This window comes from Psychrobacter sp. CAL346-MNA-CIBAN-0220, from assembly GCF_040309805.1.
Classification (GTDB): Bacteria; Pseudomonadota; Gammaproteobacteria; order Pseudomonadales; family Moraxellaceae; genus Psychrobacter.
In genome coordinates this window covers 228,146-241,405 of sequence record NZ_JBEOPF010000003.1, presented here as the reverse complement: position 1 = coordinate 241,405, position 13,260 = coordinate 228,146, and the positions used below count along the sequence as shown (strand labels likewise).

The window sequence follows — 13,260 nt, the reverse complement described above, 5'->3', positions numbered from 1 at the left end:
ATGTGCAGGTATTCTAGCAGTTTTCTGCTATAAAGTAAGGCGATTTTGTCAGCAAGCATTTGATTTAACGATGAAGTTAAAGCGTGATAAGCATTATCGTTTAATAAGCGAATCTTATAGCGGGGATTTATGAGAGTTTTTAGTTACTGCTAGAGAGTCATTACTTAATAATATATTGTTATTTAGGAATATTGTGCTCGGAGAGATTAGCCTCTAAGTTGATGTTCTCTTTTTGGTGCAAATATTTATACATCCAAGGTGATTTACCATAAAACGCGCCATTTAACTGGGTTTGTTCTATCAGATATTCACGAAATCGTAGGTAAAATTCATTATCTGGAATTTTAGGATGTTGCCAAAATTTATCGAGTGTCTTTGGATCAGTCAACTTATGGGTGTTATAAATCGCCCTTCCCATTATTTTGGTAGGCTTTTTATGGTACACCGACTGTAGACCGGTCGTGCTGTTGATCGTAACCATGCCAATACTGTGCTTCATAAGCGTTGGCAAATGCATATCACAGCCATAAAAAATGCGACTACTAACTTGGTAGCGCTTGGCTAAGCTGGCTACCAGTTCGCGATAGTCCCGATGCCCGCGATCTAATGGATGATGCTTGAATACCAGCATCTGGGTTTTATAGGCATGGGTTGCAAAGCTGGCAATAGTCTCATCAATAAATTGCACCACATCATGGTAACCACTATGGTGGGTTATTTGTGAGTCATTATGCACTTGCAAACTAACTACAAAGTAGTTATTGCGGTCTTGAGTGGTCAGACGCTGTTGGAGATGTTTATCAGGTAGATAGTCGCGTAGCTTACGCCATGGTGCTTTGAGCCATGCTATCGCCTCTTGCCAAGCGGTCATACCACGGTAGTGTGAATAGTGTGGATAACGTGCCTTGTATAGCCAAGCGATAATGTAATAAACAATAGCAGCGATGCTCAAACGATAAAAACGATTATGAGTGTATAACGGATGGTCATTAGCTTTGTTAAGCGCCTTAATATCGGCAATATTTAACCGTGAATAACCATTAATACCGTATTCTTGTAAAGTAATATAATCAGGGCGTAGATACCCTTCTTCAAAAACAAAAAAAGAGATGCCTAGGCGCTCACATAATTGTGCGGCTTGGGTGTGATGTGGACGACAGTCCCCAAAGCAAACCACCGCATCAATACTATTTGCTTCAATAAACGCAGTCAGCCAAGGAGAAAATTGCGCCAAGGTATCCGTATAATCATAAGCATCTGCATGCCGATAAAAAAATGCATCACCAGCATTAAAGTTAATTTTACTAACTTTAATGTTTTGGCTTTGTAAAAAGGTCGCAAAACGACTAAAAAATCCACCCATTTTTCCTTGTAACAGCAAGATATGTCGATGAGTAAGCAATTGATGCATCGAAGCTGCCATAATATTGGGTTACCATTAATTAATGAATGGAAAAATGAAGACGAATGACACAATAATTTTAGGCAAGCAAATATAGCCTGCAAGTCATTATAACGAAAAAGAACACAGTTGTCGTAAAGGATTTAGGCGGCTAAATTAAGCCTTGTTAACTACAAAGCCGTTAGGTTGACCGTTTACGCAGAAGCTGCTGGAATCTATAGCGCTGCTGCATAAAACGCGTAGCGGCCTGACGTTTAATTTGCATCGGTATATTAGATATGGCTTTAGCATTTATCATCTGTGAGTTATTGATATTTTTATCATCCGTTACTTTATCGATAGCAACCATGGCTGTAGGCGGATATAAGTGATCAATCACTTGCTCTACCTGTGCTAAGCCATAGCCTTCTGGTAAACGATATAAGGGATAACGTATTAGCGCACAATATAATAACTGTTCTAGGATTAATGGGGTACTGCGCTGACGGCGCTGTAGATAATTGGCCTTTGGTGATAACGCTGCATCTTTATCTATGGTTAAGCCCCAACCTGCATAAAAGGGCAAACCATAACAAACGACCTTAAGATTACGTAGCAATGCCTCAAAGCCAGTCAATGAGCTGATAGTGTGTACCTCGTCAACGCAGGCTAAGCAATCTGGCATTGCGGTATCATAAGCAACGGCTTGCACATCTTTTAAGTATTTTGATGCAACTTTACCAGCACGCAGTCCCGCTTCAACATCCGGATGCGGTTTATAAATTAGATAAGCATTAGGATTGTCCTGCCGTACTCGCTCAATCAATGCACTATTGGTTTGAATACGTGAGCCACAATACTGTACAGAAAGGTCATCTTCAACTTGTCCAACGATCAGTATTCGCAGTTTTGACGTTGTTTTTGCCGCTTGTAGCCAGGATGTCTGTGAACTAGATGCATCAGTATTGGTATTACCAACATTATATTTACTGACCCGCTGAGTCAACAGCTTGTTTTGCAGCGTATGTACTCGCGCTGTTTGCCGTGGTGTTAATACCTGACAATCACGTAGCAATACCTCCAAGTCTGAAGTCTGGGTCGCATCGTAATAAATGCCGCGCTTATCTATGACTACGGACAACGGCGCTAACAATGTAGCTCCTAAGCCATTGGAGCGAATAAAACCATCTTCCATACAATAAATAGGTGGCACTACTGCTAACTGCGGCATGGTCGTTTGTTTTTGTAGTGGTTTTTGCAGACGCTTCTGTAACTGTTGCCGCTTTGCTAGACCCCAAACCAATAGGGGCTGCTGGTAATTGACCCGAAAGTGGTCAGGATGCAATAGGTTTTTTAGACGAGGCTTGGGTTTAATAAATAATGAGGTACGTGGCAGATCGACAAATGCCTTAACAAAGGGCAGTTTCCAGCGGCTAAACTCATATACCGTCAGAGCACCTGCAAGATACGTTTGCCAATAGCGATTGGTCAGTAACCATTCTATCGCAGTATCAATGTCACAAGCTTGCTTGGTGGCCGGATCGACATAGTGGCTGTAGTCAATGTAGGCACTATAAAATAGCATTTCTAGTGATACTTCTAATGATGGCTCTAACAGAGGCGTTAACTTGGCAGAGAATTTCTTTTTTCGTGATGACCTGACAGCGTTGACAAGGCTATTGTCAGCATTTGATGACGACGCTGAAAATAGTTGCCGACGTTGCTTGACCTTTTTAAGTAAACGTTTGGGCGCCCCACTATCGTCAGTAAGCCCCCAACCACTATACCAATTTACCCCAAAACAATGCACGGTTTTACCGAGCAGTAACGCCTCAAAACCCATATGTGAGCTGACGGTATACACCTCATTCACTTGAGTTAACAGCTTAATAGGATTGAGTGCTTGCGATAATACGCGTACGTTTTTAGGCAGTTTAAGGTCGGTTAAATAGCCTGCTTTTGCTGCAGGGTGGGCCTTTATCCAAATATGAGCATCGGGGTGAGCACGGCAAGCAGCCTTTAACATGCGTTTAAACTGACGTTTATCGGCACCTGCCCCTGTAATTGAGGCATCGCCTGCGACTTGATCGATTAATAAGATATGCGGCTTTAATGTGCTGTTTATTGCGTTAGCATCTGCAACAAGCTTATCGAGTGACGGGCAATGAGTGACCGCGTTGTATTTACTTAACTGCTCATCACCAATACGCGCTATCAAACCCTGAGCGTGGTCTTTGTCTGCGCTGGCCTGATTAGAATCATTTTGTGCGCGCTCAATAATTAACTGTTCAAGGCGTGAGGGTTGAGTCAGATCAAAATAAATACCAATATCATCAATCACTACACTAAGCCCGTGACGGCTACTAATGCCTGAATCTAATGAGCGTAAAAAACCATCTTCGATACTCAAAGTTGTAAGACCCTGCCGTTTAGCAGCCTTGGTTGCACGTTGATAGCTTTTTTTATGACCCCAACCAATAAAGGCGTCAGGTAGTGGATTAGATAAATAGTTAAATCGACGTTGGGTGAGCTTAGGGAATAGCGTTGCCGTTTTGGTGCTCAGTCTCTGTTGTAGACCTGACCATAGATACCAGCGCTGAATGTCTGCTTGCAACACTTGCGCGAGTAGCTCATTGTTATGGCGCATACCTTTGCCAATAACGGCCAGTCGGTTTGGTGCTAGAGTTTTAGATAATAAGGGCGACTGAAGCACGTCAGCAGATACAGACGTTGTAAACTTGACTGATATCTTGTCATCATCTGCTGCGCTTCTTATCATTGGTGATACCTTCTTTGATCGTTTATTTCTCAAACCATACATACAGCCTTAATCGTTATAAGTCTAATATAACTTTAGCTGCAACGGCCAGCTGATAGACAATCTGCGATAAACCGCGCGCGATTTCTACTCGTTTGGTTTTCACTTTTGGCAATACCATAATCTCATCACCTTGCTGAATACGGTAAGCAGTATTAACCACTTCATTCGCACCATTCTGGTGAATAATTAAGATCTCTTTAGTATCAGCATTGTCATCGAAGCCGCCTGAGTTGGCAACATAATCGCCGACAGTATAGTCAGGATTAAAGGTCAATGCCCCTTGTGCCCGCACTTGACCATTAACCGTAATGATCGAGGTTTGTGCTGGTACTTCAATGATATCACCTTGCTGTAAGATAATATCTTGCCACGAATTAGGAACCACCACTATCTGTCCAGTAGGTTGCACGTTACGGGCTTTGGCAACGAACTGTTTGACTAAATTAGCATCATCTTGACGCAGTGCTGCCTCTTCCCGCGTGGTTGATTGCGTGGCAAGGGTTAGCTCTTCTAGACGATCAAGTGACTTATTGATCATGAGCTTTTGCTGCACAGCGACAGACTCACGATAAATAGTCAAATGGGTAAGCTTCGCTAATGGGCTTGGCTGCAACTGCGAAACGATATCTTTGAGACGGGCGCCATAAGGTACTACCACCGCACCATTACCGGTATGCGCGCCTTTAACCTGCACCGCAATCGTACCGGCATAACGATCAGAGGTTACTACCATTTGGTCGCCGTTATAAACCCGTACGTTTTGTGCATCTGCAAGCGTATAGTATTCTGCCGTTTGCGCCCGACCCGCACTACGAGTAATGCTGACGTTGGTGGCATTGGCAGCAGGATTGGCCACTTGTAATACATCACCAATGGTTAGATCAGTGACATCAAACTCAAAAGTATATTCGTTCTGAACTTGCCCGCCCACTTGAAAGGTTTTTTTCTGTGGGGCAACGGTAATCACATCGCCATCTCGAAACGAGTAAGGTTGCAGCTTACCAGCCAATAAAAAGTCATATAAATTGACTTGCTGGACCAGTTGACCATTACGGCGTATTTGAATGTCAATATAACTACCGCGTCCAGGATCTACACCGCCTGCTCGGTCCAAATATGACAATACTGAATCCGCCGCTAAACCACCATAATAGCCCGGCTGGTTAACAAATCCGGTGACAAATACCTTCACTGGCTGAGCTTGCTCTAATGAGGCATAGACGCCGACGTTTGAGCGATAAATACGGCTGACTGCGCTTTTAACCACACTTTGCAGGTTGCCATTTTGTACACCTGAAATACGAACGGGACCGATATTAGGTAGAAATATATTACCTTGCGGATCGACCGTCATAGTCGCTGCGTACTGATAGGCGCCCCACATCCGTACTTGTACGTTATCACCTGGATTAATCACATATCCATCATTAAAAGTCGAACCAGAGGTGGTCGAAAAAGCGCCACGGAACAGCTGTTCACCAAACATAAGGTCTTTAGTGTCAATATCTTGATAGGGACGCGTGGTATTGATCACTGACTGGCTAGGTAGGCTGGCTGCATTAACCGCTTCTTGAGTCGTTGCTTGACCAGGAACACCACCAGCAAAGGCCTGAGTTGACACGTTAATATTATTACGGTTTTGATCTTGGCCCATGCTGTTAGCACCCGTACCAAAACTAGACCCTGCTATTTGATCTGCATAACTGCTTGCTGCTAGTGCTGGGACGCTGGTTGCAGCCAGCGTCAAGCTGAGCACTTTGATCGCTTTGATCATTGGCACGATACGACGTGGTTTCATGTTCATGAGCTGTATTCCTTTGCTGATCTGCCGATCATTACTGGTATCTGGTTGTTCAAGTTCGCTAAGTACCGGGCACTGCGAGTGTTTATTAATGATCAATTAGTTACTATAGCGTTGGTCAATAAAACTAGCTACGGTGGTCACGAACGACCGCCATCACTAAACGCACAAAGCCATAAAACATCAATAACAGAGCAAGTGATGTCCAAATAATATAGATACTACGAGGATATAGTGCTTCCTCGGCTTCATAAGGTGTTGAGATAACAATAAGGTTCTTCATCTTCTTAAAGGCTTCTAATCGAGATTTTTCAAGCGATGATAAAGACAGCTTATACAGCTCAGTAGCAAATTCCACATCGGCTTTAATGGTTTCAAATTGCACGGTTTGTCGATTAAGCTTAGTGGTATTCGGTGAGGTCAATTTGGTCTGCTCTTGAGTAATTTGCTCATCAACCGCTTTAATTTGACTTCTTAGTGACACCACTTGCGGGGCATCGGGATTGAGATAGCTAAGCAGTTGTCGCTCTTCGGTCCGCAGTGAGCTAAGTTGCCCCTGCAAACTCCCAATCAGTTGATTGACAATCTGTGCATTGGCTTGCGGGTCAAAAATTTCATTTTGATTCTGATAAGTAAGCAGTTGCTCTTTGGCATCATTTAGACGGTCTTGTGATTCATCGAGTTGGGTTTCAGCAAAAACCAGCTGATCGCGAGCGACCTCTTGTGAAATACGATTCACAAACTGCTCAGACTCACCCAAAATAGCTTTATTTAAAGCATACGCATACTTTGGCGCAAAAGCTTCTGTCGATACAGTCAACACCGAACTTTGCTCATCTAAATCGATATGTACACGTTTTTTAAAGTACTCAAGCAAATCCTCTTGACTGGCTTCAGGATCAATCTCATAAATAGGATCTGAGCCATCCATATAATAAGCGTCACGAAACTTAAACTTATCATCTAAACGTTTCACCATATCATTAGATAAGATATATTGAGTTAAATAAGTCGCATCTTCTTTGCTGGTACTATTAACGCCCAATAGCGCAGATAGACCACCGCCTGCAGATATATTAGTATCACTAACTTGCTTGACCACCACATCGGCAGTTGAGACAAAGCGCGGATGCGCAATCGTCATAACATAATAAATCACCAGCACCCAAGGGAGGATCACCAAGCCGATAAACAGCGAGAAGTTGATAATCTTATTTTTTCGCTTTGTGGACATGCTCTTCATATACCTCAATCGCTTCTTTTGTATCTTCAAACACATGTGCTGTTTGATCCATTAACACAATACCAATATCGCAGTTACGCTTGATGTCACCAATATTATGCGACACTATCAAAAATCCTGCTTGGGCACGGCGGGCGGCTAAAATATCTTCACTGCGCTTACGAAAAGCGGCATCACCAACAGCCCCTGCTTCATCAAGCATATAATAATCAAAATCAAAGGCCAAGCTGAGACCAAAGGTTAAGCGCGACTTCATCCCTGATGAATAGCTTTTAACCGGCATATCAAAGTAACTGCCGATATCAGCGAACTCTTCAACAAAACGAATCTTCTCATCAATATAAGGACCACTTGAATACAGACGACAGACAAAACGTACGTTCTGGCGTCCGGTTAAGCTGCCTTGAAATCCACCTGCCACGCCAACTGGCCATGAAATGGTAGAGTTAGTAATGATCTCACCATGGTCTGGCTGATCAAGCCCGCATATAATACGCAGCAAGGTTGACTTACCAGCGCCATTACGGCCTAGCAAACCCACATTTTGTTTATCACCAATGGTCAGATTTAAATCTTTAAATAAATAATGTCGACCTTGTTTGGTCATAAATGACTTGGAAACGTTTCTTATTTCAATCATTTATTTACCTTACGTCAGTTATAAGTATTGTACTTAGCGAGAACGAATCATATCTCGCTCAGCAAATTTATAAAGTAGTAATCCTAGGAAGTTTACAGCAAACATCCATTTTAAAAAGTACCCTATATCAATATGATAGGCTGGATAATTGGGAGCAAATGCATGTCTAATTAACTCAATATTATGAATAAAGGGATTGTACAGTAGATAACTAAAATAAGGCTCGGGAATAATATGAATGGGATAAATAATGCCAGACGTAAAGTACAGTATAGTAAATAATATAGTTATTACCTTACTAATCTCGCCGCCATAGTAGCCAATTACCATCATAATAAGGGCGATGCCAAAACTAAATATAAAAAGCGTTATCCAACAAAATAATACAATATGAAGATTTTCTAAGTTGGCATATATATTAAAGAAAGACAGACCCAGTAATAGCAATATTGAAGTAAAGAAGTAAATGACTAGCTCTAAAAATGAACGAGCAATAATGACATCAATGTGCCTAATCGAGCGATACATCAATAGACCCTTGTTAGCCTCAACAGCACCTAGTGCTCTGGTTGCTATTTTTTGAAACATTCGAAAAGGAACCATCCCCGTGACTAAAAATAAAGAGAAATCCATTCCTGGTACTAAACGCTCACGAATAGCGCCAAAAATCACTAGAAATATAAGGACTTGGAACAGAACCTCTAGCGGGGCCCATAAATAGCCCAATCGGTAGCCACCAAAGCGCGTCTGCAGCTCACGCATAAGCAAGGCATGAAAGGCAGCGCCCATGACCTTGAGACCACTGCGATGCTTAATAGGGCGATAAGGAGGCAATTGTACAGACATAGCGTCACAAGACTTCACTAAAAACAGTCCCTATGATAAGTAAGCGCGACATAAGTTACAAGAATTAATCTGTGAACAAACAGATAAGTCTATGAATCAGTAAGAAATGAGTAAGTAAATGAAGATAAGAGATGGATAATAATTTTTCTCATGTCCATATCATGCTGAATAACTGGCAAGTTATTTTAGGCAAAAAAAAACCAATCACAAAGGATTGGCTTTTTAAATTTGAGCAACTACCTATAAATGGTGGCGATGAAGAGACTTGAACTCTTGACCTCACGATTATGAGTCATGCGCTCTAACCAGCTGAGCTACATCGCCATTTAAGGCTCGGTATTATGCCGAAACAGGAGACTGACGTCAACCCTTAAGCAGCATTTCTTGCAAAAAACATTGAATTAAATTCAAAATAATTGCAATTTTAAAATACCAAGCCTGTACTACAATGTACTTTTAAAAAAAAGCACTTAAAAAGGTTTGGTAAACCGATAAGCCGGGTTCTGTCGTGGACAATCATTCCTCTAGGCGTATCATCGCTAATACGCTCAAGCAACCTACCCGCATCGAACGCGGGCCGCGCCATACCGATGCCTATTTGGTCTTGCTACGCGTGGAGTTTACCATGCCGTGAACTGTTGCCAGCCACGCGGTGCGCTCTTACCGCACCCTTTCACCCTTACCGATAACATCTTGCGATGCCAAAGGCGGTCTACTCTCTGCTGCACTGGTCGTCAAGTTACCCTGCCCAGCCGTTAGCTGGCACGCTGCCCTATGTAGCCCGGACTTTCCTCCCCTGCTCATCTGTTGCCAGTGTGCAGCGGCGATTGCCTAGTCTACCAAGCGCGCTAGTATAGCAAACCTTACACTTAGTTGGGAAAGTCTTTTACGCTTATTTTTAACGATACAACAAACCAATTAAATAAAGTCTTTTGGTAAAGTTAAATCATGATTGTGTGACGTATTATTCAGCTGTTTATATAATGACAGCCAATGGCTATTTGGATAGTTCTGTTGAAGATAGTTTTGCAAAAAATTAATCGTACTAGCTGCAATCTGTTCGTCTTCGTTATGAATATGGTTATAAACAACGCTATGAACCGTTAAGCCACGCGATTTTATTGCTTCAAGGCTAAGCAAAGTATGATTGATACTGCCCAAACGCCCGGAGGTGACTAAAATAACTGGATAACATTGAGTGGCAATATAATCTAAGGTTAATAAGTCCTCGGTTATCGGCACTAATAACCCGCCTGCTCCTTCTAGCATCACTACTTCATATTCAGCTTGTAAGCGTCGAGTAGCGCTCGTAATCAACTCAGGGTTAAGAGTTTGCCCTGCAAGCTTGGCGGATAAATGCGGTGACGCAGGCTTCTCATAACGATAAGGACAAGTTGTATAATCAAAGTCGCACGGTTGTAGCGCAATGCCCATCAATTGACGATGAGTAATAATATCATCGGCGATACCCATCTCGCCACTATCTGAATCTATTGCTACGCCGGTCTGCACCAGTTTTTGGGTAATGACATCAATGCCTTGCTGCTTGAGCGCTTTTGCAATCATGCCAGTGGCATAGGTTTTGCCAATATCGGTATCGATACCGGAGATAAATAACACGCTCATAACTGACCTTTAAAAACATACTGATTTAAAAAAAACGCAGTTCGGCTAGCAGTAATTTTTGCAACCTCTGTCATGTCTGCGAACAGCAAGCGATAAAAATTTGATAGCCTTGCGATTTTTATGACCCGAATCTATTTCATTTAGTATTTACTGTCACTGGTTTTGAAATTTGAGCCAAATAAATGGTCACCACTTTTAATAATGCTTGGCATAAAGTCACAAGTTCTTCATCGGTAATAATATACGGCGGCATGATATAAACTAATTTCCCAAAAGGTCTAACCCAAATGTCATTATCAATCAGCAATGCCTGAAAAGTAGGCATATCAACGGCTTCGTCCAGCTCAATCACAGCGACTGCACCCAAACAACGCACCTCGGCAACGCCTTCTACAGTTACTGTAGCTGCGAGCTCCTGTTCCATAACGGCTTGCATGTTTGCGGTACGCGACTCAATATCATAGGACACTATCAAATCAATCGACGCACAAGCGACTGCACAGGCCAGCGGGTTGCCCATAAAAGTAGGGCCATGCATGAGGGCTGGATAATCACTTTGGCTAATCGTATCAGCAATGCTGCGCGTGCATAAGGTTGCAGCAAAGGTCATATAGCCACCCGTCAGTGCCTTACCAACAGTCATGATATCAGGGCTGATATTGGCATGCTCGCAAGCAAATAATTTACCACTACGCCCAAAGCCAGTCGCAATTTCGTCTGCAATCAATACTACTTTATGCTCATCGCACAACTTTCGTAATAGCTGTAAATATTCAGGGTTATAGAAGCGCATGCCGCCAGCGCCTTGAATAATCGGCTCAATAATAAAGCCTGCTAGCTTGTCGCTATTCTTATCAAAAAATGCGGTTAACTCGTCGCGCTCATCTTCCGTCAAAGTACGCTCAAAACCTAATGGCGGTGCGGGTACAAAATGCTGCATGGGCAATTGATTGCCATACAAACTGTGCATGCCAGCAACTGGATCACAGACACTCATCGCATGCCAAGTATCACCATAATAACCTGAATGGGTAGAGGCAAACTGCTGCTTGCTTGGACGGTTGGCGGCAATCTGATATTGCAACGCCATCTTTAACGCCACTTCTACTGCGATGCTGCCACTATCGGAATAGAAAATCGCATCGAGTCCAGCAGGGACAATATCTAGTAGCTTTTTGCCTAAATCTATCGCTGGTTGATGGGTCAAACCACCAAACATCACATGCGCCATTTTACCCAGTTGTTCAGTAATAGCAGCATTCAGTTTTGGATGATTATAGCCATGGACGCTCGCCCACCATGACGACATGCCATCGATGAGGCGCGTGCCGTCTTGGGTGACAATATAAATACCATCGGCGTGGTCAATAACGATATTGGGATAAGTAGGCGGCAGGCTGGCATAAGGATGCCAAAGATGTTGTTGGTCAAAGTCACTTGTAGACTGGTCCATACTGATAGTCATAGTCTTGTCCGTAAAATATTAGCTCTTTATACCCATTTCAAAAAACAGTCTAGCTAAGCCAATATTCTCAAACTCACTAAGCCTACGAACACAGCATTTGCACGCGTCTTCCTAGTTGGCTTTTATTTTTAGAGAAAGTATTAGAACGAATGCTTCTTAAATAGTGGTTAAATATGGGTAGTCGTTTTTAACAGTCATGTTTAATAGTGACTTACTTGCCCAGTAGCTTATTTGCCAGTAATCCGTTTGTATTTTGACATCAAATCGCTTTTCGTTTCGACATAATTAGGGTCATGAGGGATACAATCAATCGGACAAATCACCACGCATTGGGGTTCGTCAAAATGTCCGACGCATTCGGTACATAAGTCAGGGTCGATAACATAAATATCGTCGCCTTCTGAGATGGCATCGTTTGGGCAGGCAGGCTCGCACACGTCACAATTAATGCATTCATCCGTGATTAATAACGCCATAAACTGCTCCTTAGTTGTTGGGATTGGCTATTGTATTTTTAACTTTTAAATATTAGATACAAAACCGAATTAGACACGTTTTATTTACGTGCGGCGACGCCACTCCACAGGCTGCAAAAATTTCTCCCAGCCACCCTATAGCCGTTTCAAAGTAAAACGACTATACATTTAGTTTTTGCGTAAAGGCTTTCGCCACACAATCCGGAACGAATTTAGTGACATCACCACCAAGTTTAGCGATTTCGCGAATCATAGTCGATGAGATAAACGAGTAATTCTGAGAGGGGGTTAGAAATACCGCTTCAAAGTTTTCATCAAGCTCGCGATTCATATTGGCCAGCTGAAACTCATATTCAAAGTCTGACATCGCCCGCAAGCCACGCAGTACAGCGGTGGCATTCTGTTCACGCATAAAGTCTACGAGCAACCCTTCAAAGCCAATCACCGATACCTGCGGCAAATCAGCAAATACGGTCTCGACCAATGCTACGCGCTCCTCAAAGTTAAATAAAGGTTTTTTATGATGCCCTGAGGCCACGGCAATAATCACTTCATCGAACAGTTTGACTGCCCGCGTGACCAAATCAACATGACCGTTAGTAATGGGGTCAAAAGTGCCAGGATATAAAACTCTGGTATGTAAACGTGAAGTAGGTATAGGAAGGCTCATAGCAGGACTAATGTAGTCGATAGTATTACTGCGTATGCTAGCAAATTTTGCCTAAATTTGACACTTATCTGCTACATTTGTTATCACAGCCTACTTACCTTTGCACCAAATGCTTTGCTACAATAGGCGGTTCGACTCATCGACTATTTATAGTCAACGTCAGATAGATAAGTTTGACTATATAGTAAACCAAATATAAAACGGTTACCCGGATGCAAAGTGAAAATTGTACGCTTAGTGCATTAAGCAAGTCTAGCAACGTAACAAGTTTGTAGTTGGTTCGCTATAAGA

The 13,260-nt window shown here is 42.6% G+C and carries 11 protein-coding genes, 1 tRNA gene and 1 other RNA gene; 1 reads left to right on the top strand and 12 read right to left on the bottom strand.

Going from position 1 to position 13,260, the window contains the following annotated elements:
• Nucleotides 1-178: 178 nt before the first annotated feature.
• The 6 genes from AAEY88_RS08650 to AAEY88_RS08625 form a co-directional block, all read right to left on the bottom strand.
• On the bottom strand, nt 179-1,423 hold the full coding sequence (locus AAEY88_RS08650; RefSeq protein ID WP_350561445.1) for a capsular biosynthesis protein: 1,245 nt from the start codon (nt 1,421-1,423) through the stop codon (nt 179-181).
• Between the two features lie 160 nt (nt 1,424-1,583).
• On the bottom strand, nt 1,584-4,160 hold the full coding sequence (locus AAEY88_RS08645; protein ID WP_350561443.1) for a capsular polysaccharide biosynthesis protein: 2,577 nt from the start codon (nt 4,158-4,160) through the stop codon (nt 1,584-1,586).
• A 55-nt stretch (nt 4,161-4,215) separates the two neighbouring features.
• Nucleotides 4,216-6,006: a polysaccharide biosynthesis/export family protein gene (locus AAEY88_RS08640; protein ID WP_350561441.1), complete on the bottom strand. Its 1,791-nt coding sequence runs from the start codon at nt 6,004-6,006 to the stop codon at nt 4,216-4,218.
• 124 nt (nt 6,007-6,130) lie between these two features.
• Nucleotides 6,131-7,237 carry a capsule biosynthesis protein gene (locus AAEY88_RS08635; RefSeq protein WP_350561439.1) on the bottom strand — a complete coding sequence of 369 codons (1,107 nt, stop codon included), beginning with the start codon at nt 7,235-7,237 and terminating at the stop codon, nt 6,131-6,133.
• Complete coding sequence (locus tag AAEY88_RS08630) at nt 7,215-7,886, bottom strand: ABC transporter ATP-binding protein (RefSeq protein ID WP_350561437.1); 672 nt, start codon at nt 7,884-7,886, stop codon at nt 7,215-7,217. The genes AAEY88_RS08635 and AAEY88_RS08630 overlap by 23 nt, the downstream gene beginning before the upstream one ends.
• 33 nt (nt 7,887-7,919) lie before the next feature.
• A complete protein-coding gene (locus AAEY88_RS08625; protein ID WP_350561435.1) occupies nt 7,920-8,732 on the bottom strand; it encodes an ABC transporter permease in 813 nt (270 codons plus the stop codon).
• A gap of 131 nt (nt 8,733-8,863) precedes the next feature.
• Between AAEY88_RS08625 and AAEY88_RS08620 the strand changes: the two genes are divergently transcribed.
• Nucleotides 8,864-9,001 carry a hypothetical protein gene (locus AAEY88_RS08620; protein ID WP_350561433.1) on the top strand — a complete coding sequence of 46 codons (138 nt, stop codon included), beginning with the start codon at nt 8,864-8,866 and terminating at the stop codon, nt 8,999-9,001.
• On the opposite strand, the gene AAEY88_RS08615 is transcribed toward AAEY88_RS08620, so the two are convergent.
• From AAEY88_RS08615 to coaD, 6 genes are all read right to left on the bottom strand, one after another.
• A tRNA-Met gene (locus AAEY88_RS08615) sits at nt 8,980-9,056 on the bottom strand. The two genes, AAEY88_RS08620 and AAEY88_RS08615, sit on opposite strands and share 22 nt — an antisense overlap.
• 152 nt (nt 9,057-9,208) lie before the next feature.
• Nucleotides 9,209-9,575: RNase P RNA component class A (gene rnpB, locus AAEY88_RS08610), an RNA gene on the bottom strand.
• Nucleotides 9,576-9,650: 75 nt separating this feature from the next.
• Complete coding sequence (bioD, locus tag AAEY88_RS08605; RefSeq protein ID WP_350561431.1) at nt 9,651-10,358, bottom strand: dethiobiotin synthase; 708 nt, start codon at nt 10,356-10,358, stop codon at nt 9,651-9,653.
• A 136-nt stretch (nt 10,359-10,494) separates the two neighbouring features.
• Nucleotides 10,495-11,823 (bottom strand): adenosylmethionine--8-amino-7-oxononanoate transaminase, encoded by a 1,329-nt coding sequence (gene bioA / locus AAEY88_RS08600; RefSeq protein WP_350561429.1) that lies wholly within the window; start codon nt 11,821-11,823, stop codon nt 10,495-10,497.
• A gap of 227 nt (nt 11,824-12,050) precedes the next feature.
• Entirely contained in the window at nt 12,051-12,299 is a 249-nt protein-coding gene (locus tag AAEY88_RS08595; protein WP_350561427.1) for a YfhL family 4Fe-4S dicluster ferredoxin, read from the bottom strand.
• A 160-nt stretch (nt 12,300-12,459) separates the two neighbouring features.
• On the bottom strand, nt 12,460-12,969 hold the full coding sequence (coaD, locus tag AAEY88_RS08590; RefSeq protein ID WP_350561425.1) for a pantetheine-phosphate adenylyltransferase: 510 nt from the start codon (nt 12,967-12,969) through the stop codon (nt 12,460-12,462).
• Between the last annotated feature and the right edge of the window lie 291 nt (nt 12,970-13,260).